Consider the following 23,885-nt stretch of genomic DNA (forward strand, 5'->3'; position numbering starts at 1 on the left):
CGGCGTCAGGCGGCAGACGTCAGGCGGCGGGTGCCTGGCGGGCGGCGATGAAGGCCGCGACATCCTCGGGCGTGCCGACGGCGGAGACGGCGATCTCGCGGGCGATGCGCCGCACGAGGCCGGAGAGCACCTTGCCGGCGCCCACTTCCACCGCCCGGGTCACGCCCGCGCCCGCCATATAGATGACGCTCTCGCGCCAGCGCACCGTGCCGGTGACCTGCTCCACCAGCAGGCGGACGATCTCCTGGGGATCGGTGACCGGCGTCGCCCGCACATTGGCGATGACGGGCACGCAGGGCGCGTTCACGTTGGCCTGCGCCAGCGCCGCGGCCATGGCCTCGGCGGCCGGCTCCATCAGGCGGCAATGGAAGGGGGCGGACACGGGCAGCAGGATGGCGCGGGAGGCGCCCTTGGCCTTGGCGATCTCGATGGCCCGCTCCACGGCGGCGGTCGAGCCGGACACCACCACCTGGCCATTGGCATTGTCGTTGGCGGCTTCGCAGACCTCATCGCTGGCGGCTTCCGCGGCCACCGCAACCACCTGATCATAGTCCAGGCCCAGCAGGGCAGCCATGGCGCCCTGGCCCACGGGCACGGCCTCCTGCATGGCCCGGCCGCGAATGCGCAGCAGGCGGGCGGCGTCCGTGATGGAGAGCGCGCCGGCGGCGGCGAGCGCCGAATATTCGCCGAGCGAATGACCGGCCACGAAAGAGGCGTCGCGGGCAAGGTCAAGCCCGGCCTCGGCTTCCAGCACGCGGATGGCGGCGAGCGACACGGCCATAAGGGCAGGCTGGGTGTTGGCGGTGAGGGTCAGCGCATCGGCGGGACCCTCCCACATGATGGCGGTGAGCTTCTCGCCGAGCGCCGCATCCACCTCGTCGAACACGGCGCGCGCGGCCGGAAAGGCCTCGGCCAGGGCCTTGCCCATGCCGACGGCCTGGCTGCCCTGGCCGGGAAAAATGAAAGCGGTGGTCATGCGCATCCCCTGACGGGTTTTAAGAGCCGGCCCCCCTTGCAATGAATCGCCGAGGCGATGGATTGCGAGGGTTAAATCCGTTTCTATTCAAGACGTTAGAGGGCGATTCCCCGACCAGATGGAAACCCGCTGCGGTTTTATCTGGTCGGATCGCGCTCTCAGGTTAAATTTGGGGAGCGCAGAGACACTGCGCGGCCTTGGGAGTCAAGCCGCGCCGCACCATGGGTGCCCTGCGCGGGCCGTGCGCGCGCCCCGCACGGACCTTGCGCGGGGCGGCGAGGGCGTCCGCGCGCTGTTGCCTTTCCCGCATATTCTGCTATACGCCCCGCTTCCGTTGCCCCGGCCGGGGGCTGAACGGACGGTTGGCTGTTGTCGCGGGCATCCCGATGCGCGCTCCAGAAGCTGGCAGGGCCTGTGGTCCGTCGTCCCGTGTCCCCGCCTTCCGAGCAGACGAGCCTTTCCTGAAAGGCTTGAAAGGGCTTGGCGTCGGGGCGCGGTGGAACAGGAAAGGCACTTGGACACATGGCGCTCTATGAGCACGTGTTCCTCGCGCGCCAGGACATCACGGCGCAGCAAGTCGAGGAACTGACCACCCGTTTCAAGGGTGTGATCGAAGCGAATGGCGGCTCGGTCGGCAAGACCGAGTATTGGGGCGTGAAGTCCCTGACCTATCGCATCAACAAGAACCGCAAGGCGCACTTCACGCTCCTCAACATCGACGCCCCCGCGGCGGCGGTGCAGGAGATGGAGCGCCAGATGCGCATCGATGAGGACGTCCTGCGCTTCCTCACCCTGCGCGTCGAGGAGCATGAAGAAGGCCCCTCCGCCATGCTGCAGAAGCGCGACCGCGATGATCGCGAGCGCGGCGACCGCGGCTTTGGTGGGGATCGTGGCTTCGGTGGTCGCGAGGACCGCCCCCGTCGCAGCCGTGACCGGGAAGAAGCCCAGGGCGAGGAGGCAGTCTGATGGCGTTCGCTCAAGCTGGTGGTGGCGGCGGTCAGCGCCGTCCGTTCTTCCGTCGTCGCAAGACCTGCCCGTTCTCCGGCCCCAATGCGCCGAAGATCGACTACAAGGACGTGCGTCTCCTGCAGCGCTACATTTCCGAGCGCGGCAAGATCGTGCCGAGCCGCATCACCGCGGTGTCCGCCAAGAAGCAGCGCGAGCTGTCCGCCGCCATCAAGCGCGCGCGGTTCCTCGGCCTGCTGCCCTTCGTGATCCGCTGATCGCGATTTAGGTTCGCCGCCGGCCTCCGGGCCGGCGGCCTTTGCATTGGTGGTTTTGACGACGGCGTCCGGTCCTGGCGATTTCGCATCGCGCGGGGCGGGTGCCAAGGCTGGGGTGGGCGTCGACCTTCCTCTAACCGCTCATGGCGGGACAGCGTGATGATGGGACAGATTGCACTGATCGGCCTGGCCGCTGGCGCGGCCTCTGCGCTCCTTTCCGCCGGCGTTGCCGCGGGAACGGTTCTGGCCGTGCCCCTGTTCTATCTGGCTCCCCTTCCCATCATGGTGGCCGGCCTGGCCTTCTCCCACTGGACGGCCTTCGTCGGCCTGGTGGCGGGCGCGGCGGGGCTTGGCCTGGTGTTCGGCTCCACCTTCCTCATCGCCTATGTGCTCGGCATTGGCGGCCCCGCCTGGGCGCTGGCCTATGGCGCGCTGCTCGCCCGGCCCGATCCGGCGGCGCGGGACGGCCTGGTGTGGTTTCCCATCGGTCCGCTGGTGCTGCTGGCGGGAGCCCTGTCCAGTGTGAGCGTCATCGTCGGCCTGCTGTCGGTGGCCACCGATTACGAGACCTATCGGCAGGCGGTGGGCAAGGCCTTCGAGCTGTTCATGGTGGCCGGGGCCGGATCGGCCCGCACGGAAGACACGGCCCATATGGCCAGCCTGGTCGCGGCGGTTCTGCCCCCCATGGCGGGGACGCTGACCATGGTCTCCCATCTGGCCTGCCTGTACCTGGCCGCGCGGGCCGCCCGCGTCTCCGGGCGCCTGGCCCGCCCGTGGCCGGACCTTGCGGCCACCCGCCTGCCTCAGGTGACGGCCCTGGCTCTGGCGGTGCTCATCGCCCTGGCGGTGACGCCCGGCATGCTCGGCCTGTGTGCCTCGGTGGTGGTGGCGACCCTCGTGACCGCCTATGCGGTCGCCGGATTTGCCACCCTCCATTTCCTGACCCGCGGACGCCCCGGGCGCCCGCTCATCCTGACTGCCGCCTGGATGGCGACGCTTGCGCTCGGCTGGCCGGCGCTGGCCGCCGCCCTGCTCGGCATCGTCGACACCATGTTCGATCTTCGCACGCGCATGGGCTTTCGCGGCGGCCCGCCCGCCGCCAACGACCGATAGACACGACAGAACCGGCGGTTCCGGCCGCCCGACCCGAAGCTGAAACAGACAACATCGATTAGGAGACAAAAATGGACGTCATTCTTCTGGAGCGCGTGGCCAAGCTTGGTCAGATGGGCGAAGTGGTGCGTGTGCGCGACGGCTATGCCCGCAACTTCCTGCTGCCCCAGGGCAAGGCCCTGCGCGCCACCTCCGGCAACCGCGCCAAGTACGACACCATGAAGGCCCAGCTCGAGGCGCGGAACCTTGAGCTGAAGAAGGATGCCGAAGTGGTCGGCGCCAAGCTGAACGGCACCAATGTGGTGGTGATCCGACAGGCCGGCGAGAGCGGCCAGCTGTACGGCTCCGTCTCCACCCGCGACATCGCCATGGCGCTGGAGCAGGCCGGCTTCACCGTGAACCGCCAGCAGATCGTGCTGAACCACCCCATCAAGCTGATCGGCCTGCACACCCTGCCGGTCTCCCTGCACCCCGAGGTCGAGGTGAAGGTGACCGTCTCCGTGGCCCGCAGCGCCGAGGAGGCTGCTCGCCTCGTGGCCGGCGAAGACGTCACCGCCCGTCGCGATGACGACGAGGATGAGGACGAGGTGGTGGAAGAGGCCGCCGAGGCCGGCGAGGAAGCCACCGAGGCCTGATCTCCCCCCAACGGGAGAGTTACGCTGCGTTACCAGAGCGCCCGGCCTTTGCCGGGCGCTTTTCTTTTGGGTCGAATGCACTGCAGCATATTGTCGATCGGCCTTTCTGGTGTTGAGATTGGGACACTCCGATCTCATCTCATGTGTCTCAAGAGGGAAGCCCGAGCCGGCGATGCTGTCGGGCCTTGAGGCGTTGGGAGCCGACGTCGGGTCAAAGGGGCGCCGCGCATGCGGCCGCCAGAGAAGATAAGGGCTGATTCACCGATCAGGTGGGTTCAACCTGATCGCATCGAGCTCAAGGGGAGGCGTGCAGGGGACACATTTCAGACGGAGGCGGCCGATGGAAAGGTTGCTTGAATCTGTTTTGCGCCGCGTGGTCACGCGCGGCGGTCTCATGGTCACCCTGGCCTCCGGCCGGACCCTCACCCTGGGGGCCGCTTCCCCGGAGGTCCATATCCGCTTCACCTCGCGAAGGGCCCAGTGGCGGCTGTTGCTGGACCCGGAACTGGCGCTCGGTGAAATCTACATGGACGAGGGGCTGGTGCTGGAGCAGGGCGACATGGCCGGGCTCCTGGACATCCTCATGGGCCAGCCGGTCCTGCAGCCGACGCTCACCGCGCGCCTGTTCTTCAAGGTCCGCATGGCGTTGCGCCGCATCGCCCAGTTCAACCCGCGCGGCCGGTCCCGTCGCAATGTGGCCCATCACTACGACCTGGACGGGCGTCTCTACTCCCTGTTCCTGGATGCCGACCGGCAATATTCCTGCGCCTATTTCGAGCAGCCCGGCCAAAGGCTGGATGATGCCCAGCTGGCCAAGAAACGCCACATCGCCGCCAAGCTGGTGCTCGACCGGCCCGACCTGACGGTGCTGGACATCGGCAGCGGATGGGGCGGGCTCGGGCTTTACCTGGCGGGCATCGGGCAGGCGGCGGTCACGGGCGTGACGCTGTCCACCGAGCAACTGGGCGTGGCCCGCGCGCGGGCCGCAGAGCAGGGCCTCGAAGATCGGGCCGCGTTCCGCCTGCAGGATTACCGCGATGTGGCGGGGCCGTTCGACCGCGTCGTGTCGGTGGGCATGTTCGAGCATGTGGGCGTCGACCATTACGGCGCCTTCTTCCGCAAGGCCCGCGCGCTTCTCGCCGAGGACGGCGTGATGGTGCTCCATTCCATCGGCCGCTCGGACGTGCCGGGAATCACCAATCCCTGGATCGCCAAATACATCTTTCCCGGCGGCTACATCCCCGCATTGTCGGAGGTGCTGCCTCACATTGAGCGGGCGGGGCTGGTGGTGACCGACGTGGAGATCCTGCGCCTGCATTATGCCCAGACGCTGAAGGCTTGGCGGGAGCGCTTCCTCGCCCACCGGGAGGAGGTGGCGCGGCTCACCGACGCCCGTTTCATCCGCATGTGGGACTTCTATCTGGCGGCCTCGGAAATGGCCTTCCGCCACCAGGGCATGATGGTGTTCCAGATCCAGCTGGCGCGGCGGCAGGAGGCGGTGCCGCTCACCCGCGACTATATCGCCGAGGCGGAGAAGCGCCTGCGCCTGCGGGAAAAGCGGGCGTCCACGCCGCTGCGGCTGGCGGGAGAATGAGGCGGACGGCGGGGGCGCCCCGCCGCCCGGCCCGACCTTTCCCCATTGTTATGCACAGGTGGAAAACTACATCTGCATGGCAAAGAGATTCCGCTGGGTCGTCTTAACCTGGCTTCAGGGGAGGGTGGGATCTGTTAGGCTCCCCCAACCTCCAGGAACCGACCGATCGCAATGCTTGACCTGCCTGCCGCACGTGGCGATGTCGAACCCAGCTATCGCCAGGCGCCCCATAATCTGGACGCCGAGCAGGCGCTGCTGGGCGCCATTCTGGTGAACAACGAGGCCTTCTACCGCGTCTCCGACTTCCTGAAGCCCGAGCACTTTTTCGAGCCCATCCACACCCGGATCTTCGAACTGGCCGGCTCGCTGGTCCGCGCGGGAAAGGTGGCCACCCCGGTCACGCTGAAGACCTTTTTGCCGGCGGATTTCGAGGTGGGCGGGCTCACCGCGCCGCAATATCTGGCGCGGCTGGCCGCCGAAGCCACCACCATCATCAATGCCGAGGATTACGGTCGCACCATCTATGACCTGGCGGTGCGGCGGCAGCTCATCCAGATCGGCGAGGAGATCGTCAACGAGGCCTATGAGGCCCCCATCGATTCGACGCCCCAGGAGCAGATCGAGGAAGCCGAAAAGCGCCTCTACGCCATCGCCGAGAGCGGGCGCTATGACGGCGGCTTCGTGCGCTTCGGCGATGCGTTGCGCGATTCGGTGGATATGGCCAACCGCGCCTTCCAGCGGGAAGGCCATCTGTCCGGCATCGCCACCGGCCTTGATGACCTCGATAACCAGATGGGCGGCCTTCAGCCGTCGGACCTTGTGATTCTCGCCGGCCGTCCCGCCATGGGCAAGACCGCGCTTGTCACCAACATCGCCTTCAACATTGCCTCGGCCTATCGGGGCGAGCAGAAGCCCGATGGCGCCATCGCCACCGTCTCGGGCGGCATCGTGGGCTTCTTCTCGCTGGAAATGTCGGCCGAGCAATTGGCCACCCGTATCCTCGCCGAGCAGGCGGAGATCGCCTCCTACAAGATCCGCCGCGGCGACATTTCGGAAAGCGAGTTCTCCAAGCTCGCCGCCGCCGCCCAGACCATGCAGGTGATCCCACTTTATATCGACGACACCGGCGGCATCTCCATCGCCCAATTGGTGGCCCGCGCCCGGCGCCTGAAGCGCCAGCGCGGCCTCGACTTCATGGTGGTGGACTATCTCCAGCTGCTCTCCGGCTCCTCCAAGACCGCCTCCCAGGGCCGCGTGCAGGAAATCACCGAGATCACCACGGGCCTGAAAGCCCTCGCCAAGGAGCTGAACGTGCCCATCGTGGCGCTCTCCCAGCTCTCCCGCCAGGTGGAGGCCCGCGACGACAAGCGCCCCCAATTGTCGGACCTGCGCGAATCCGGCTCCATCGAGCAGGACGCCGACGTGGTCATGTTCGTGTATCGCGAGGAATATTACCTCAAGAGCCGCGAGCCCAAGCCCGGCACCGAGGAATGGTTCAAGTGGGAGGCGGACATGGAGGCCGCCAAGGGGGTGGCCGAAGTCATCATCGGCAAGCAGCGTCACGGCCCCACCGGCACGGTGAAGGTGCATTTCGAGGCCCAGTTTACCCGCTTCTCCAACCTCGCCCGCGAGGACCGGCTGCCGGAACACAGATGAAAACCCTCACTCCCGCGCCCCAGGCTGCGGCGGGGTCCGCGATCGACGCGGCCCTCTCCCGCTCCAGCGCCCTGCTCACCATCGACCTCGACGCCCTCGCCGACAATTGGCGCACTTTGGCGGGCCTTGCCGCCCCGGCCGAATGCGCGGCCGTGGTGAAGGCCAATGCCTATGGCCTCGGCATCGCACATGCGGCGCCGGCTTTGTGGCGGGCGGGTGCGCGCACCTTCTTCGTGGCGCTGCTGGAGGAAGGCGTGCGCCTGCGCGCCGTGCTGCCGGAGGCCACCATCTATGTGCTCGGCGGCCTCCTGCCCGGCACCGAGGCGGCGTTCGAGGCCCATGGCTTGCGCCCCGTCCTCGGCAGCCTGCCGGAGATTGCCGACTGGGCGGCCCACGCGCGGGGCGCCGAGCGGCCGGCGGCCATCCATGTGGACACCGGCATGAACCGGCTGGGCATCACCGTGGACGAGGCTCTGACGCTGGGGGCGGCGGGCGTCGGATTTCGGCCGAGCCTCATTATGAGCCATCTGGCCTGTGCCGATACGCCCGGCCATCCGCTCACACCCCGTCAGCTGGAGCGCTTTTCGCGCGCGGCCGCCGCCTTTCCCGGGGTTCGCGCCTCGCTGGCCAATTCCGCGGGCGTGCAGTCCGGCCCCGATTTCCGCTTCGACCTGGTGCGCCCGGGCATCGCCCTTTATGGCGGGGCGGCCATCGCCGGCCGGGCGCCGCTCAAGCCGGTGGTGCGGCTGGAGGTGCCGATCATCCAGGTGCGCCAGGGCCTGCCCGGCGACAGCGTGGGCTATGGCGCCGCCCAGCGCCTTTCCCGCGACAGCCGCATCGCCGTGCTCTCGCTCGGCTATGCCGACGGTTTCCACCGCGCCTTCGGCTCCGCCGATGGGCGGCCGGGGGCGGATGCCATGATTGCCGGCCATCGCTGCCCGCTGGTGGGGCGCATCTCCATGGATCTCGTCACCGTTGATGTCACCGACCTGCCGCCCGACGCGGTGCAGCGCGGCCAGCGCGCGGTGCTGCTGGGCGACGGCATCGGCGTTGATGAGCTGGCCGCCCATGGCGGCACCATCGGCTATGAGGTGCTCACCGGCCTCGGCGCCCGCTATCGGCGCCTCTATGTGGGTGGGGCGGGCTGACGCATGGCCAAGCGCGCGGCCCATTTCGTCTGCCAGGCCTGCGGGGCCAGCTATAATCGCTGGCTCGGCAAGTGCGAGGCGTGCGGCGCCTGGAACACCATTGCCGAGGAGGTGGAGGTGGTCGCCTCCGTCCCCGCCGCCCAGCGGGCGGGGCGCAAGGGGCGAGCGGTGCCGCTGGAGAGCCTCCAGGGCCAGGGCACGCCCCCGCCGCGCCTCGTCTCCGGCATCGGCGAATTGGACCGGGTGGCGGGCGGCGGCTTCGTGCCCGGCTCCATCCTGTTGCTGGGCGGTGATCCCGGCATCGGCAAGTCCACGCTTCTGGTGCAGGCCTCGGCGGCGCTGGCCTCGGCCGGGCACCGGGTCATCTATGTCTCCGGCGAAGAGGCGGTGGACCAGGTGCGCCTGCGCGCCGGGCGGCTCGGCCTTGGCGAGGCGCAGGTGGGCCTTGCCGCCGAGACCAATGCGGAGAACATCCTGGCGACCTTGGCCAGCGGCCCGCCCGTGCGCATGGTGGTGATCGATTCCATCCAGACCATGTGGTCGGACTCGGTGGAATCGGCGCCGGGCACGGTGACGCAGGTGCGCACCTCCGCCCAATTGATGGTGCGCTTCGCCAAGCAGTCCGGCGCCGCCGTGATCCTGGTGGGCCACGTGACCAAGGACGGCCAGATCGCCGGCCCCCGTGTGGTCGAGCACATGGTGGATGCGGTGCTTTCCTTCGAGGGCGATGGCGGCCACCAGTTCCGCATCCTGCGGGCGCAGAAGAACCGCTTCGGCCCCACCGACGAGATCGGCGTCTTCGAGATGACCGGCAAGGGCCTCTCGGAAGTGCCCAACCCCTCCGAGCTCTTCCTGTCCAACCGCGATGCCGGCGCGCCCGGCACAGCGGTGTTCGCGGGCATGGAGGGCACGCGGCCGGTGCTGGTGGAAATCCAGGCCCTCGTCGCGCCCTCCACCCTCGGCACGCCCCGGCGCGCTGTCGTGGGGTGGGATTCCAGTCGCCTGGCCATGGTGCTGGCGGTGCTGGATGCCCGTTGCGGTGTGCGGCTCGGCGGCCATGATGTCTATCTGAACGTGGCCGGCGGCCTGCGCATCGGCGAGCCGGCGGCGGACCTCGCCGTGGCGGCAGCCTTGGTGTCGGCGCTGACCGGCGCGCCTCTGCCGCAGGAATCGGTCTATTTCGGCGAGGTGAGCCTGACCGGCGCGGTGCGCCAGGTCTCCCAGACGCCGGCCCGCCTGAAGGAGGCGGCCAAGCTCGGCTTCTCCCGCGCCGTCATGCCCGCCGCCAGCGCCGAAGGGGGCGATGCGCCGGTCGGGGTGGATGCGGTTCCCTCGCTGGCGACGCTGGTGGCGGCCATCGCGGCACGCGCACCGCGCAAGGCTGCCCTGCCACCCCGTGAGGCATCGGCGCAAGACGACTGATGACGCGGAGGGCACTTGAAGCTATACGTCCCACCCACGCGAGGCCTGTCATCCAGGTGTCGCTTCACCGTGTCGCTTCACCGGTCGCCAGGTCGGCGCCACCTTGAAGGGTAAGCCGCGCCTATGCCTGTGACGCTGCTGGATCTGATCCTGATCGCCGTAATGCTGGTGTCCGGCCTTCTGGCCATGGTGCGCGGCCTGCTGCGGGAAGTCTTCAGCATCGTGTCCTGGATCGCCGCCGCGGGTGTGACGGTCTATTTCTACCCGAAGCTCCTGCCCTTCACGAAACAATACATCTCGCAGGACATGGTGGCGCTGGCCGTCACCGTTGCCATCCTGTTCCTCGGCACCCTTCTCATCGTCTCCATCATCAGCGCGCGCCTGTCGGACATTGTGCTCGACAGCCGAATCGGCGCGCTGGACCGCACGCTCGGCTTCCTGTTCGGCCTCGCCCGCGGGCTTCTCGTCATGGTGGTTGCGTTCCTGTTTTTCAACTGGCTCGTCCCCGACAAGAACCAGCCGCCGTGGGTTTTGAATGCGAAATCCCGCCCTGTGCTTCAAAATACAGGGAATTGGTTGGTGTCTCTGTTGCCGGATGACCCCGAGAACACCATTCTTAAGCGGCTAAAGCGTTCGCCCGCCGGTGAGGAGGGCGAGACGCCCGCGCCTCCCAGTGGACAGCGTACGGAGCGTGGGGGCACCACTGTTGCAGCTGCATCGTCCGCCACGTCGGCGGGCGGTGAAGCCGGATACCGCCGCGGTGACCGGCAAGGGTTTGATCAGCTGCTCGAGAGTACGCGCGGCACCGGCCAGTGAGCCGCCGAGCGGAGGGTAAGATGGACATGGAGAGCGAAGGTTCGCACCCCGGGCATGGCGCTGCGGGGCATATCGGCGTTGAGGCGCGGGATATGCAGGTTCAGGGGGCGCGCGAAGAGGCGCGGCCGCTCAATCTGGATCTCGATCTCAATGGCGACCGGCTGCGCGAGGAATGCGGCGTATTCGGCATCTTCAACCATCCCGACGCGGCGGCCATCACTGCCATCGGCCTGCATGCGCTCCAGCATCGCGGGCAGGAGGCGGCGGGCATTGTCGTCTATGACGGCAATCGTTTCCATTCCGAGCGTCGCCTCGGCCTGGTGGCGGACGCCTTCTCGGACGCGGCGGTCATCGATCGCCTGCCGGGCCATATCGCGGTGGGCCACGTGCGTTATTCCACCACCGGCGAGACCCTGCTGCGCAACGTGCAGCCGCTGTTTGCCGAACTGGATGCTGGCGGCTTCGCGGTCGGCCACAACGGCAACCTCACCAATGGCCTGACGCTGCGCCGCCAATTGGTGCGCGAGGGCGCCATCACCCAGTCCACCACCGATACCGAGGCGATCCTCCATCTGGTGGCCCGCTCCAAGAAGCCGCGCTTTGTCGACCGCTTCGTGGATGCGCTGCGCGCGCTTGAAGGCGCCTATTCCCTGGTGGCGGTCACCAACAAGAAGCTCATCGGCGCCCGCGACCCGCTCGGCATTCGCCCGCTCGTGCTCGGCGTGCTGGAAGGCTCCTACATCCTGGCGTCCGAGACCTGTGCCCTCGACATCATCGGCGCCACCTATGTGCGCGACATCGAGAATGGCGAAGTGGTCGTCATCGACGAGGAGGGCATCCAGTCGCTGCGGCCCTTCCCGGAGATGCAGGCCCGCCCCTGTATCTTCGAGTACATCTATTTCGCCCGGCCGGATTCCGTGGTGGGCGGGCGCTCCGTCTATCAGGTGCGCAAGACCATGGGCCAGGTGCTCGCCCAGGAGAGCGGCGTCGAGGCGGACGTGATCGTGCCGGTGCCGGATTCCGGCGTGCCGGCCGCCATCGGCTATTCCCAGGTCTCCGGCATCCCCTACGAGCTGGGCATCATCCGCAACCATTATGTGGGCCGCACCTTCATCCAGCCCACCCAGTCGGTGCGCGACCAGGGCGTGCGCATGAAGCATTCGGCCAACCGCTCGGTGGTGGCCGGCAAGCGCATCGTGCTGGTGGACGACAGCCTGGTGCGCGGCACCACCTCGGTGAAGATCGTGCGCATGATGCGCGATGCGGGCGCCACCGAAGTGCATTTCCGCATCGCCTCGCCGCCCATCACCCATCCCGATTATTACGGCATCGACACGCCGGACCGGGACAAGCTCTTGGCCGCCACCCACGACCTGGAAGGCATGCGGCGCTATATCGGCGCGGATTCGCTGGCCTTCCTGTCCGTGAACGGCGTCTATCGCGCCATGGGCTATGAGGCGCGCGATCCGGTTCGCCCCCAGTTCACCGACCACTGCTTCACCGGCGACTATCCCACCCCCCTGACCGACCGGTCCGGGTCGGTGGCCGCCCAGCAGCTTTCCCTGCTCGCCGAAGCCAGCTGATCCGGCGCCTCCTCCCGCGCGGGGGAGGCACCCCTCCCTCGCACGAGACCTGACCCATGACCGACCGGCCGCTCGCCGACAGGATCGCACTCGTCACCGGTGCCACGCGCGGCATCGGCGCCGCCACGGCGGTGGCCCTCGCCAAGGCCGGGGCCCATGTGGTGGCCCTCGGCCGCACCGAAGGGGCGCTGGAGGAACTGGACGATGCGGTGAAGGCGGCGGGCAGCTCCGCCACCCTCGTGCCGCTGGACGTCACCGATTATGACGCCATCGACCGGCTGGGCGCCGCGCTCTATGAGCGCTATGGCCGCCTCGATGTGTTCGTGGGCAATGCCGGCGTGCTCGGCCCCATCACGCCGCTGGGCCATGTGGCCCCGAAGGATTTCGACGAGGCGCTCGCCGTCAATGTGACGGCCAATTACCGCTTCGTGCGCTCGCTCGATCCGCTCTTGCGCCTGTCCACGGCGGGGCGGGCGGTGTTCGTCTCCTCGGGCGCGGCGCACAAGGCACGGGCCTATTGGGGCCCCTATGCGGTGACCAAGGCGGCGCTGGAGCTGCTGGGCCGTACCTGGGCGGCGGAGACGGTCACCACCAATTTGAAGGTCAACCTCTTCAATCCCGGCCCCATCCGCACCCGCATGCGGGCCAAGGCCTTCCCCTTCGAGGACGCGCAGACCTTGCCGGCGCCCGAAGAGGCCGCCGCCGCCATCCTCGAGCTGTGCCTGCCCGCCTTCGAGGCGACGGGCAAGCTCTACGACTTCCCCACCCGCGCGCTGCTGGACTTCCAGCCTCCCGCCTGAGGCCTTGCCCGCCGCGCCGCGCCGTTCCGCGTTCTGGAGCCCATCATGCCCGATACCGTGTCCGTTTCCTTCGCCAAGCACGGCGGCGCGCCCAAGGGCGTGCTGCTGGCGCTCACGGACGATGCCCTGGCCCTGGGCAAGGAAACGCTGAAGGTCTTGAAGCCCATCAAGTCCACCTTCGAGCGGGCGCTGGATGCCGACCGCTTCCGCGGCGCCATGGGCTCCGCGCTGGATCTCATCGCGCCCACCGGCCTCAACGTGCCGCGCGTCATCGTGCTGGGCGTGGGCAAGGCGGGCGAGCTGAAGAGCCAGGACTTCGTGCGGCTCGGCGGCCTGGTGGCCGGCCGCATCCCAGCCGGTGCCCGTGAAGCCACCCTCATCGTGGACCTGCCCTCCGGCGCGGTGAGCGCCAAGGCGGCCGCCGAGATCGCGCTGGGCGTGCGGCTGCGGGCCTATAGCTTCGATCGCTACAAGACCAAGAAGAAGGAGAATGAGGGCGAGGCTAGCGCCCTGTCCCTCACGCTCCTGGTCGCCGACCCCGCCGCCGCCGAGCGCGCCTGGGCCGCCGAAGGGGCGATCGCTGACGGTGTCATCCTCGCCCGCGACCTCGTCAACGAGCCGCCGAATGTGCTTGACCCGCCGGAATTCGCCCGCCGGGCCGAAGCCCTGCGCGACGTTGGCGTCGAGGTGGAGGTGCTGGACGATGCGGCGCTGTCCGAAATCGGCATGCGCGCGCTGCTCGGCGTCGGCCAGGGCTCCATCAAGGAAAGCCGCGTGGTGGTCATGCGCTGGAATGGCGGCGCGGCCGGCGACGCGCCCGTCGCCTTCATCGGCAAGGGCGTGACCTTCGACACCGGCGGCATCTCCATCAAGCCGGCGGCCGGCATGGAGGACATGAAGGGCGACATGGGCGGGGCGGCCTGCGTCACCGGCCTGATGCACGCTCTGGCGGCCCGCAAGGCCAAAGTGAATGCGGTGGGCGTCATCGGCATCGTCGAGAACATGCCCGACGGCGCGGCGCAGCGCCCCGGCGACATCGTCACCTCCCTGTCCGGCCAGACCATCGAGATCATCAATACCGATGCCGAGGGCCGGCTCGTCCTGGCCGATGTGCTCTGGTACGCCAAGGAGCGCTTTCAGCCGCGCTTCATGGTGGACCTGGCCACGCTGACCGGCGCCATCCTGGTGGCGCTCGGCACGGTGCATGCGGGCCTGTTCTCCAATAACGACGAACTGGCCCAGCGCATTGCGGCGGCGGGCGAGACCACCGGCGAGACCGTGTGGCGCATGCCGCTCGGCGCGGCCTATGACAAGCTGATCGATTCCAAGTTCGCCGACATGAAGAACACCGGCGGGCGCAACGGCGGGTCCATCACGGCGGCCCAGTTCCTCCAGCGCTTCGTGGACAAGACCGCCTGGGCGCATCTGGACGTGGCCGGCACCGCCATGGCCTCGCCGGCCAGCGACATCAACAAGAGCTGGGGCTCGGGCTGGGGTGTGCGCCTGCTGAACCAGCTGGTCGCCGACCATTACGAAGGCTGATCGGCGACCCCATCCGGTTGGGGCCCGCGGTTAGAGCGCGATCCCATCAGATTGAATCAATCTGATGGGTGAATCGCCCTCTAAACTATTGATAGAGAATGCGTGATCCGATCAGATGGCGATGCCATCTGATCGGCGCATGCTCTAGACGACCGCGGTCTCCAGCAAGGGCGCGGCGCGGGTCAGGCGCTCATAGGCGAGCGGGGACAGGTCCAGGCTGCGATAGCCGCCATAGGTGACCAGCTCCGCCAGCCCCCGCCCGACGGCCGGCGACTGCTGCAGGCCGTGGCCGGAAAAACCGTTCGCCAGCAACAGATTGTCCACGCCCGGCGCGGCGCCGAGAATGGCGTTGTGGTCGAACAGGTTCATGTCGTAATGCCCGGCCCAGGCCCGGCCCTGCCGGATGCGCTCGAAGGCGGGCACGCGCTCGGCGAGCACCGGCCAGATGCGCTCCTCGAAGAAGGTGTGATCCACCTCGAAATCGGTGCTGTCGGGGTCCTCGTCCTCCGGCGGGGAAGTGCCGCACAGGAAGCCGGTGCCCTCCGGGCGCACATAGACGCCGGTGGGGTCGATCATCAGCGGGCAGTCCGTCACCGGATCGGCGCAGGTGAAGGTGAAGATCATCCGCTTCTTGTTGGCGACGGGGATCTCCACGCCGGCCGAACGGGCCAGTTCCGTTCCGCCGGCGCCGGCGGCATTCACCACCACCCCGCAAGAGATGGTCCGCCCATCTGAGAGGCGCACGCCGGTGACCCGGCCGCCGCTCATCTCCAGCCCTTCGGCGCGGGCGGCGGCATAGGTCACGCCCAGCGACCGGGCCTTCTTGCGGAACGCCTGCATGAGGCCATAGCCGTCGAACCAGCCTTCCCCGGTCAGCCCCAGGCTGCCGAGCGCGATGCCCTCGGTGCTCAGCCACGGGAAGCGGGCGACCAGCGCCTCGGGATCGAGCAAGGCGATGTCGGCGCCGCGCCCGGTCTGGAGGGCGTTGGAGGCGCGCATGGCCGCCTCGCCGCGCGCAGTGGCCAGGAAGAGATAGCCGCCTTCCTTCAGGCCGATTTCGGGCCGGTCGCCGTCCACCGCCAGCCGCTCGCCGATCTCGCGCAGGAAGGTGATGCCGTAAAGCGAGATGTCCACATTGATGGCGGTGGAATATTGCTGGCGGATGGAGGCCGCCGAGAGGGCGGAGGCGCAGCGCTGGTAGCTGGGGTCCTGCTCCACCACCAGCACGCGGCCGCCAAAGGCGGGGTCGGCGGCCAGGTGATAGGCGGTGGAACTGCCGGTCGCGGCGCCCCCCACCACCACCACGTCATAGGTGTCGGCCATCTGGAAGGTCTCTGCTGTTCTGTTCGCCCTGATCCCCCAGCTATGGCCGATGCGGGGGCGGGGAGACAACCGCCAAGTCCATATAAGCGCCGGCTCTGCCGTGCACGGAATGCATGCGTCCGGCGCCATCGCATGCCTATATGATGCAAGTCAGGGTCGAGCGCGCGCCGAACCAATCGGATTGGCCGTGCGCCGTCCCACAGGGGAGGGCGCCGCTTGGTCACCTTGAGGATCAGCCATCGGACCACGTTCCGCTATAGCGAGCCGGTGCGCCTGTGCCCCCATCGCCTGCTGCTGCGGCCGCGGGAGGGGGCGAACCTGCGCCTCCTCAGCCACCAGGTGCTGACCGACCCCTATGGCCAGCTCTCTTTCGGTGCCGACGTGTTCGGGAATGGCCTGGCCACGGTGGCCTTTCCCGCGCCCACCAACCGGCTGTCCGTCCAGGCGCTCTCCACCGTCGAACTGTCCGATCCCCGCCCGCCGCGCACGGCCCTGGCGCCGGAGGCGGCCACCTATCCCTTCCGCTATTGCGACGCGGAGTGGGCGGACCTCGGCCACCTCACCTCCTTCCATACGCCGGACCCGGACGGGCGCCTCATGGCCTTCGCCCAGAGCTTTGTGGCCGGGCCGGGCACCGATACGCTGGCCCTGCTGGCCGATCTCAATGCCGGCATCTCCCAACGCCTGCGCTATGTGATCCGCACCCTCGAGAGTGCCCAGGCGCCGCTGGAGACTCTGGATCTCGGCTTCGGCTCCTGCCGGGACTATGCGGTGCTGTTCGCCGAGGCGGCACGGCGGCTGGGCTTCGGGGCGCGGCTGGTGTCAGGCTATCTGTTCACGCCCAATCGCATTCCCTTCGGCCCGCAGGACCAGGGGGCGACCCATGCCTGGGCGGAGGTCTTCCTGCCCGGCGCGGGCTGGGTGGCGTTCGATCCCACCAATGGCACGGTGGCGGGGGGCGACCTCATCCCGGTGGCGGTGGCCCGCACCATGGATCTTGCCAATCCCATCTCCGGCACCTTCCTCGGCAACAACAATGTGTTCGAGGGCCTGGACGTGGAGGTGGCCGTCACGCCGGCGTGGTGAGGCGAGGCGGGGTGAGGCGGCCCTTACCCCGCATAGGCGGTGAGGCCCTCCACCAAGGCGTCGAACACCAGCCGCACGCGCCGCACGTCGCGCAGGTCCTCGTGGGTGACCACGAAGGTCTCCAGGGCAAAGGCGAGGTCCGGCACCACCCGCTCCAGCTGGGGATCGCGGGCGGCAAGGCCCACCTGGCAGATGCCGATCCCCAGTCCCGCCCGGATGGCAGCCAGTTGCGCCAGGTCGCTGTCGGCGCGAAAGGCGAAGTCGTCGGGGGACAGATCGATGCCGTGCAAAGCCTTGAACGCGCGCACGGCGGCGGTTTCGGTCTCATAGCCCACCAGGGGCAGGCGCTTGGCCTCGGCCAGGCTCGCCGGCCGCCCCCAGGCCTCCAGGAGGCGGGTGTGGCCGTGCAGGCCCAGTTCGATCATCCCCACCCGCCGCGCCACCAGCGCCTCCTGCACGGGGCGCACCATGCGCACGGCAATGTCGGCCTGGCGGGCCAGCAGATCCTCGTTGCGGTTGGTGAGCGCCAGCTCAAAGACGAGGCCGGGATGGGCCTCCCTTACCCGCGCCAGGAGGGGCGGCAGCACCTCCATGCCGATCACCTCGCTGGCGGTGATGCGCACCGTGCCCGCCATGGCGCCCGCCTCGGCGGAGGCGGTGCGGGCGAAAGCGGCGGCCGCCGCCGCCATGGCCTCCGCCGGGGCGGCCAATTCGCGGGCGAGCGCGGTGGGGGTGAGGCCGGCGGGGGAGCGGGTGAAGAGGGCGACGCCCAATTGCCGCTCCAGATCCTCGATCCGCCGCCGCACGGTGGGCTGGGCGGCCCCCAGCACCCGCGCCGCGCCGGAGAGGCTCCCCTCCCGCAGGACAGCCAGGAAGGCGCGCTGGCGCTCCCAGTCGATGGCGTCGAGATGCGGTAGGTTCATAAAAAACAGACTAGCCGATCAATCATTCTCGTCAATTTATAGAGAGGCTGCCTCCGGGCATGGTGGCGTCACGTTGAAACCGTGATCCGAAGGACGCCGCCATGACTGAAGTCTCCCCCCGCATCGCCCTCGTGGTCGGCGCCCAAGGCGGCGTCGGCAGCGAAACCGCTCTGGCGCTGGGCCGCCACGGCTGGACCATCCGCGCCTTGGTGCGCGACCTCTCCAAGGCCCCGGCCCGGGCCGGCTGGGACTATGTGCAGGGCGATGCCATGGACCGCGATGCGGTGGTGGAGGCGGCCCGGGGCGCTGCCCTCATTGTCCACGCGGTCAACCCGCCCGGCTATCGCGCCTGGGACCGCCTGGTGCTGCCCATGATGGACAACACCATCGCGGCGGCGGACGCGAGCGGCGCGCGCATCCTCCTGCCCGGCACCATCTACAATTACGGGCCGGACGCCTATCCGCTGCTGGCGGAGGAGACACCCCAGCGGCCGCAAACCCGCAAGGGCCGCATCCGCGTTGAGATGGAGGCCCGCCTTGAGGCTGCGGCGGCGCGGGGCGTGCGTTCCCTCATCCTGCGGGCGGGGGATTATTTCGGGCCGCGCACCGGCAACAACTGGTTCGGGCAGGGCCTGGTGAAGCCCGGCAAGCCGCTCAAGTCCATCCTCTATCCCGGTGCGCGCGGGGCCGGCCATGCCTGGGCCTATCTGCCGGATGTGGCCGAGACCTTCGCCCGTCTCGCCGACCGGGAGGGCGAGCTGCCCGCCTTCGCCCGCTTTCATTTCGAGGGCCAGTGGGACGCGGACGGCACCGCCATGATCGCCGCCATCCGCCGCGCGGCGGGCGCGCCCTCCGTGCCGGTGCGCGCCTTTCCCTGGTGGCTGCTGGCGCTGATTGCGCCCTTCAACGAGACCATGCGGGAATTGCGGGAGATGAAGCCCCTCTGGCAATTGCCCGCCCGGCTCGACAATCGGCGCCTGGTGGCCTTCCTCGGTGAGGAGCCGCACACATCGCTCGGTGTCGCGGTGGGCGCCACGCTCGCAGGGCTCGGCGTGCTGGCGGACGGATGCCGCGACCCCTCCGCTTTGCCGCTCCCCCGGTGAGGCGGGAGCCGGTCAGCGGCTGAAGAGCAGCGCGAACAGCCCCTCAAGGATGGTCGCGCCACCGATGGGCGCGGCCAGCAGCATGAACAGGTTGAAGGCCAGGATCGCAAGGAGGACCCGCTCCCCCCGGGCCGACAGCCGCCGCTGCGGCCGCTCGGGCATGGGTTCGGGCCGCGGGCCCAGCATCTTTTCATCCAGAAACATGACGCACGCTCCCGAAGCCGTGGCGGACGGGGTGAGGTGCGAAGAGTGTAGGGCGCTTCAGCGTTTCGTGGAAACGCTGAAGCCCTCTATCGCATGGTTTTGACGGGTGTCCTTCACGCGAGCCGGGTCCGGCTTCGCGCGGACCTGGCCTAGCGGGCGGGCGTGAAGGTGCCGGTGGTCAGCGAGCCGTCGGTTGCGGGGGCAAATCCGCCCGTGGCCAGGCTCGCCGTCTGCTGCGGGGCGGGGGCATAGACCGAGGCGGTGGAGCCGCTCGGGGCCGTCGCGGGGCGCGGCTGGGGCAAGGGAGCGGAGGCGGCCATGCTGGCGGACGTGTCAGGCGCTTCTTCCGCCTTCGCGCCGCCGCCCAGCAGAGAGGCCACCGACAGGCCGCCGGACGCGGGAGCCGTGGCCGCCGGCGCGGGCGCGGCGGCGCCCTCGTCCGCCGGCCGCATGGCCAGCATGGACCGGCCATAGGTGTTGGTGGTCACATGGGTATTGGCGGGCGAGCCGATGGGGCTGAAGCCGTCGTCGGCCACTGGGGGCGGGTTGGTGGTGCGGCCCGGCATGGTGCCCGGCGCGGGACCCGGCGGAATGGTCTTCAACTCCTGGCCGGGGTTCTTTTCCTTGTAGCTGGCCAGGAAGATGGGGTGCATGCCGCCGTCGATGCCGGCGCGGCTATAGGGGGCCGAAACGCTGCTGGCCAGTGCGGCCGCCTTCTGCTCGTCCGCATGCTGCTTGGCCTGCACCGCCTGGGCGATGGAGGCAGGGACAGTGTAGCTGGGGCAGGCCATGGCGGCGTCGAAGCCCCGGCCCGGCGCGGCCGTGGCGTTGAACACATAGCGGCGTTCGCACACATTCACCTTCGGCTCACGCATGGTGACGTCGAAGGCGTCCACGCCCTCCTTCAGGTTCTTCCAGAAGGGCATGTTGGGGTTGTTGCGATACTTGGCCATGTTGGTGGGCGTCATGCGGAAGGGCAGCGCCTGCACCTGGAAGCCCCTCTGCCCGCCCGCGAACGCCTCGCGGCCGAGCGCATAGATCTCCGCCATCTGCTCGTCGGTCATGGAATAGCAGCCGGCGGACGAGCAATCGCCATGCACCATCAGGAAGTCGCCCGAGCGGCCGTAGGCGCGGTCATAGGCGTTGGGGAAGCCGATATTGAAGGACAGATAGTAATTGGAATTCGGGTTCATCTGGCCGGGGGTGATCGTATAGAAGCCCTCCGGCGCCTGGCGGTCGCCCACCTTCACCTTGGGGCCGAGATCCCCCGACCAGCGGCATATGGGATAGGTCTTCAGCAGGGCGAACTCGCCGTCCGTCTTCTGCTTCCAGACCTCAAGCTCCGCTTCCTGCTTGTAGATGCGCACCAGGATGGGGCTCTGCGGCGTCATTCCCTTCTCGGAAATGAGGGCGAGCGTCTGGGACGACAGGGGCTGGCGGGCGCGGGCGGAGGTTTCGTAATTCTCGCCATTGCAGCCGGCGAGCGCGAGGGCGGCAACCGCCGCAAGGGCGGCAAGGCGCAGACGCGGGAGAAGGGGCAGCGGGCGGCTCAACGCAGAACTCCAACATCCGTTCCGGGTGCGGTGAGCGACATGTCTAGATTCCTCGACCTTGCCACGTCGTTACCGCAAGTCGCTCCAAAGGGGAAGAGCGGGGGCGCGACCACCGGAGCAAAGGGCGCAAATGCGGCCAAGATGGGATGATTGCATCCTATCCTTGTGCGGGGCGATCCCTGCGCCCGGCTTTCGCGCGCCATGGTTAATGCCGCGCGATGGACCTTAAAGGGTGCGACCGATCGCCAGGAACTTCTCGCGCCGCGCCTTGCGCACCGCCGCCGGATCAAGGCCGGCCAGCTGCGAGAGGGCCTCGGAAATGGCATCGCCGGTGGCCTGGATGGCGGCCTCGGGATCGCGATGGGCGCCGCCGCGCGGCTCGCGGATGATGGTGTCCACCACCCCGAAGCGCTGCAGGTCCTGCGCGGTGATCTTCATGTTGGTGGCCGCGTCCTGGGCCTTGGCGGTGTCGCGCCACAGGATGGAGGCGGCCCCTTCCGGCGAGATTACCGAATAGATGGCGTGCTCCAGCATCAGCACCTTATTGGCGGTGGCGATGGCGATGGCGCCACCGGAGCCACCCTCGCCGATGATGACCGACACATTGGCCGCGCCCAGGGACAGGCAGGCATCGGTGGAGCGGGCGATGGCTTCCGCCTGGCCGCGCTCTTCCGCGCCGATGCCGGGATAGGCGCCGGCGGTGTCCACCAGCGCGATCACCGGCACGTTGAAGCGGTCCGCCAGTTCCATCAGGCGCACGGCCTTGCGGTAGCCTTCGGGGCGGGCCATGCCGAAATTGTGCCGGATGCGGGTCTCGGTGGTCGAGCCCTTCTCATGGCCGATCACGCACACGGCCTCGCCACGGAAGCGGGCGAAGCCGCCGATGATGGCCTCGTCCTCGCCGAACTTGCGATCGCCGGCCAGCGGCGTGAATTCCTCGAACAGGCCCTTGGCGAAATCGCCGAAATGGGGCCGCAGCGGATGCCGCGCCACCAGGGTCTTCTGCCAGGGGGTGAGGTTGGAATAAAGCTGGGCGAGGGCCTCGGCGGCTTTGGCCTCCAGGCGCTGCACGTCGTCGGCGATGGCGACGCCGTCCCCGGTGGACAGGGCACGCAATTCTTCCACCTTCGCCTCGAGCTCGGCCACCGGCTTCTCGAAGTCCAAATAGCTGCGCATGCCTGTCCGCTTAGGTTCTGAGGGGGAGCAATGGGCTCCCGAAAGGGAGGCGGGAAGCTGCCCGCCGCAGGAGGAGGTGTCAAGCCGGGCCAAACCCGGTGTGCCACCGCGTCCGCAGGGGACGCTGTGCTGGTTGGTTAACGGCGAAACATGGCGCATCTGAGATGGACGCGTGTGAAAGGCGCGTCAGCCTGGCCTCTGCCGGTGCCGTGGGGGCGGATTGCATCCCTGGCTTGCGGTCGAAGATACCGCCCGGCTTGCCCGCACCTATGGCACATGAGCGGGGACTGGGCGTCCCTGATCCGTCCTCGCGTCCGGTCGATGGCGAGAGGCGGGTCCGTCTCTCGCCGCAACGTCCTCAATCGAATGAGATGTCGTTGTCGTGCAGGTACACGTTGCTGGCCTTGCAGATGTCGATGCGAATGGGTTCATCCTTCACTTCGCCACCGGACTTCCCGCGCCAGCCCACCCGCAGCGTCTGCTGGCAGCTGCCGCCCGACTTGGTAAATTCGAGTTCGGCGCTGTCGCCGGGCCCGAGGGGCCGACTCAGCCAGTTGGTGCTCCAGCCGGTCCCGTCATTTGTATAGAAGCCGACCACCGTATTCCCGGGCGTTTCATTGTGAATCGTGAATTCACCACGCTTTCCGGTCTGCGCTGATGCGGCGTCAATAGAAAGCGCGCCAGCGAAAAGAGAAAGAATAACGGTGGCTACTTTGAGTTCTAATTGTCTTCCCATCCTTGCCCCCGCGGCGTTGACTTGCGGGCGGGACCTTTGCAAGGGGCCTGGAAAATATCAATGATTAATCCTGCCCCAATCCGGTGTCGCGGCTGATTGGACGCAGGCGGGACCTGTGGCCTCAACATGCCGTGCCGGTGCGTGGGCCGCGCCTGGGGCGACGGGTCCGTTCCACACGAGGGCGCCACCCTCGCGCCACCCTCGTGTGGAACACTGCCGCTTGCCCCGGATGGAGGTTCGCACTGTTCAAGGGCGCCGCCGTTGGGGTATTGCATGCGCGAACGGGGCGGCTCCGGCCACCGCGTGCCGCCAGTCTGCCGAGGAAGTTTCAGCCGATGCGCGCCATTCTCGACGTCATCCTGATCGTGCTCCAGCTTTATGTCTGGGTGCTGATCGCCGCCGCCGTGCTGTCTTGGCTGGTGGCCTTCAATGTCGTCAATCCCTACAACCAGTTCGTCCGCTCCGTGGGCGAGTTTATCTTTCGCATCACCGAGCCGGTGCTGGCGCCCATCCGCTCCATTCTGCCGAGCCTCGGCGGCCTCGATTTGTCGCCCATGGTGCTGATCCTCATCATCTTCTTCATCGAGCGGGTGATCGGCCTCTACATCTATCCTTACGTCTTCTGACGCGGCCATGGCGTTCTGGACCGCGCGGGCGGACGGCCTGGAGGTGCGCGTGCGCGCCACCCCCAAGGGCGGGCGAGATGCGTTGGATGGCGTGGCCAGCCTCTCCGACGGGCGCGAGGTGCTGAAAATCCGGGTGCGGGCAGTGGCGGAGGACGGCGCGGCCACGCAGGCGGTGGCCAAGGTGCTGGCGCAGGCCTGTGGTGTGGCACCGGCGCGGGTGCGCCTGCTCTCGGGCGCCACGGCGCGGCTGAAGGTCTTTCACGTGGAGGGGCCGGCCGAAGGCCTTGCGGCGGCGCTCATCACGCGCCTCGCCTGATCTGCAGACCGCAATGAGGCCCCCCTAAAGCCGGCGGTCTGCGCCGTTTTCCCGCGGGTGGCTGGGCGGTGCATGGGCTGGACCCAAGGCCTGGATGCGAACCCGCTCCCGCCGGCGCGGACATGCCCTGGTAGATCTTTGTATGGCAGGCCAAGAGGGAGGCGCGGCACGCAGCGGCCCTGACGCGCCGGCACCGCACCCCCCTCCGGCTTTCCCTCCCCGAAGGGACGGAAAACCGCATCTGTCCTGCCACGGTGAAACGCGCATTCCGAACGTATTTTATGGACGCTTTGCCCCGCGCTCCGAAGCCGCGCCCTCGCGCGGTCTGAAG

General features: G+C 68.5%; 23 protein-coding genes. 16 read left to right on the forward strand and 7 right to left on the reverse strand.

What is annotated here, in order from left to right:
• Window positions 1-19 precede the first annotated feature (19 nt).
• Window positions 20-976: an ACP S-malonyltransferase gene (gene fabD / locus ACT54L_RS12320; protein ID WP_476085879.1), complete on the reverse strand. Its 957-nt coding sequence runs from the start codon at window positions 974-976 to the stop codon at window positions 20-22.
• 522 nt (window positions 977-1,498) lie between these two features.
• Here fabD and rpsF point away from each other — a divergent pair.
• The 12 genes from rpsF (at window position 1,499) to ACT54L_RS12380 (ending at window position 14,508) form a co-directional block, all read left to right on the forward strand.
• The gene (gene rpsF, locus ACT54L_RS12325) at window positions 1,499-1,942 is read left to right on the forward strand and encodes a 30S ribosomal protein S6 (RefSeq protein ID WP_476085880.1); all 444 of its coding nucleotides are present in this window, start codon (window positions 1,499-1,501) and stop codon (window positions 1,940-1,942) included.
• On the forward strand, window positions 1,942-2,199 hold the full coding sequence (gene rpsR / locus ACT54L_RS12330) for a 30S ribosomal protein S18 (RefSeq protein WP_012172827.1): 258 nt from the start codon (window positions 1,942-1,944) through the stop codon (window positions 2,197-2,199). The genes rpsF and rpsR overlap by 1 nt, the downstream gene beginning before the upstream one ends.
• Window positions 2,200-2,358: 159 nt before the next feature.
• Entirely contained in the window at window positions 2,359-3,312 is a 954-nt protein-coding gene (locus tag ACT54L_RS12335) for a DUF2232 domain-containing protein (RefSeq protein WP_476085881.1), read from the forward strand.
• 71 nt (window positions 3,313-3,383) lie between these two features.
• Entirely contained in the window at window positions 3,384-3,947 is a 564-nt protein-coding gene (gene rplI / locus ACT54L_RS12340; protein WP_476085882.1) for a 50S ribosomal protein L9, read from the forward strand.
• Window positions 3,948-4,287: 340 nt separating this feature from the next.
• Window positions 4,288-5,541, forward strand: a complete 1,254-nt coding sequence (locus tag ACT54L_RS12345) for a class I SAM-dependent methyltransferase (RefSeq protein ID WP_476085883.1) — start codon at window positions 4,288-4,290, stop codon at window positions 5,539-5,541.
• 171 nt (window positions 5,542-5,712) lie between these two features.
• Window positions 5,713-7,197: a replicative DNA helicase gene (locus ACT54L_RS12350; protein WP_476085884.1), complete on the forward strand. Its 1,485-nt coding sequence runs from the start codon at window positions 5,713-5,715 to the stop codon at window positions 7,195-7,197.
• Window positions 7,194-8,345: an alanine racemase gene (alr, locus tag ACT54L_RS12355; protein ID WP_476085885.1), complete on the forward strand. Its 1,152-nt coding sequence runs from the start codon at window positions 7,194-7,196 to the stop codon at window positions 8,343-8,345. Before ACT54L_RS12350 ends, alr begins: the two co-directional genes overlap by 4 nt.
• Before the next feature lie 3 nt (window positions 8,346-8,348).
• A complete protein-coding gene (radA, locus tag ACT54L_RS12360; protein WP_476085886.1) occupies window positions 8,349-9,767 on the forward strand; it encodes a DNA repair protein RadA in 1,419 nt (472 codons plus the stop codon).
• Window positions 9,768-9,890: 123 nt separating this feature from the next.
• Window positions 9,891-10,583 carry a CvpA family protein gene (locus ACT54L_RS12365; RefSeq protein WP_476085887.1) on the forward strand — a complete coding sequence of 231 codons (693 nt, stop codon included), beginning with the start codon at window positions 9,891-9,893 and terminating at the stop codon, window positions 10,581-10,583.
• A gap of 92 nt (window positions 10,584-10,675) precedes the next feature.
• Window positions 10,676-12,166 (forward strand): amidophosphoribosyltransferase, encoded by a 1,491-nt coding sequence (gene purF / locus ACT54L_RS12370; RefSeq protein WP_476086338.1) that lies wholly within the window; start codon window positions 10,676-10,678, stop codon window positions 12,164-12,166.
• 56 nt (window positions 12,167-12,222) lie between these two features.
• The gene (locus ACT54L_RS12375; RefSeq protein ID WP_476085888.1) at window positions 12,223-12,966 is read left to right on the forward strand and encodes an SDR family NAD(P)-dependent oxidoreductase; all 744 of its coding nucleotides are present in this window, start codon (window positions 12,223-12,225) and stop codon (window positions 12,964-12,966) included.
• 45 nt (window positions 12,967-13,011) lie between these two features.
• Window positions 13,012-14,508, forward strand: coding sequence for a leucyl aminopeptidase (locus ACT54L_RS12380; RefSeq protein ID WP_476085889.1), 1,497 nt, complete (start codon window positions 13,012-13,014; stop codon window positions 14,506-14,508).
• Between the two features lie 144 nt (window positions 14,509-14,652).
• Here the strand turns inward: ACT54L_RS12380 and ACT54L_RS12385 are convergent, their stop codons facing one another.
• A complete protein-coding gene (locus ACT54L_RS12385) occupies window positions 14,653-15,831 on the reverse strand; it encodes an NAD(P)/FAD-dependent oxidoreductase (RefSeq protein WP_476085890.1) in 1,179 nt (392 codons plus the stop codon).
• 216 nt (window positions 15,832-16,047) lie between these two features.
• Between ACT54L_RS12385 and ACT54L_RS12390 the strand changes: the two genes are divergently transcribed.
• Window positions 16,048-16,917: a transglutaminase family protein gene (locus tag ACT54L_RS12390; RefSeq protein WP_476085891.1), complete on the forward strand. Its 870-nt coding sequence runs from the start codon at window positions 16,048-16,050 to the stop codon at window positions 16,915-16,917.
• A gap of 23 nt (window positions 16,918-16,940) precedes the next feature.
• Here ACT54L_RS12390 and ACT54L_RS12395 read toward each other — a convergent pair whose 3' ends face one another.
• Window positions 16,941-17,840 (reverse strand): LysR family transcriptional regulator, encoded by a 900-nt coding sequence (locus ACT54L_RS12395; RefSeq protein ID WP_476085892.1) that lies wholly within the window; start codon window positions 17,838-17,840, stop codon window positions 16,941-16,943.
• A 101-nt stretch (window positions 17,841-17,941) separates the two neighbouring features.
• Between ACT54L_RS12395 and ACT54L_RS12400 the strand changes: the two genes are divergently transcribed.
• On the forward strand, window positions 17,942-18,943 hold the full coding sequence (locus tag ACT54L_RS12400; RefSeq protein WP_476085893.1) for an NAD-dependent epimerase/dehydratase family protein: 1,002 nt from the start codon (window positions 17,942-17,944) through the stop codon (window positions 18,941-18,943).
• A gap of 12 nt (window positions 18,944-18,955) precedes the next feature.
• On the opposite strand, the gene ACT54L_RS12405 is transcribed toward ACT54L_RS12400, so the two are convergent.
• The 4 genes from ACT54L_RS12405 to ACT54L_RS12420 all read right to left on the reverse strand — a co-directional run bounded on the left by ACT54L_RS12405 (window position 18,956) and on the right by ACT54L_RS12420 (window position 22,612).
• A complete protein-coding gene (locus tag ACT54L_RS12405) occupies window positions 18,956-19,147 on the reverse strand; it encodes a hypothetical protein (protein ID WP_476085894.1) in 192 nt (63 codons plus the stop codon).
• Between the two features lie 149 nt (window positions 19,148-19,296).
• Window positions 19,297-20,700, reverse strand: a complete 1,404-nt coding sequence (locus tag ACT54L_RS12410; protein WP_476085895.1) for a L,D-transpeptidase family protein — start codon at window positions 20,698-20,700, stop codon at window positions 19,297-19,299.
• A gap of 225 nt (window positions 20,701-20,925) precedes the next feature.
• Window positions 20,926-21,876: an acetyl-CoA carboxylase carboxyltransferase subunit alpha gene (locus ACT54L_RS12415; protein ID WP_476085896.1), complete on the reverse strand. Its 951-nt coding sequence runs from the start codon at window positions 21,874-21,876 to the stop codon at window positions 20,926-20,928.
• Between the two features lie 358 nt (window positions 21,877-22,234).
• On the reverse strand, window positions 22,235-22,612 hold the full coding sequence (locus ACT54L_RS12420; RefSeq protein ID WP_476085897.1) for a hypothetical protein: 378 nt from the start codon (window positions 22,610-22,612) through the stop codon (window positions 22,235-22,237).
• Between the two features lie 335 nt (window positions 22,613-22,947).
• Here ACT54L_RS12420 and ACT54L_RS12425 point away from each other — a divergent pair, with 335 nt between their 5' ends.
• Both ACT54L_RS12425 and ACT54L_RS12430 read left to right on the forward strand, forming a co-directional pair.
• Window positions 22,948-23,238, forward strand: a complete 291-nt coding sequence (locus ACT54L_RS12425; protein WP_476085898.1) for a YggT family protein — start codon at window positions 22,948-22,950, stop codon at window positions 23,236-23,238.
• A 7-nt stretch (window positions 23,239-23,245) separates the two neighbouring features.
• The gene (locus ACT54L_RS12430; protein WP_476085899.1) at window positions 23,246-23,554 is read left to right on the forward strand and encodes a DUF167 family protein; all 309 of its coding nucleotides are present in this window, start codon (window positions 23,246-23,248) and stop codon (window positions 23,552-23,554) included.
• The last annotated feature ends 331 nt before the right edge of the window (window positions 23,555-23,885 follow it).

This window comes from Aquabacter sp. DMC10 (assembly GCF_056314145.1).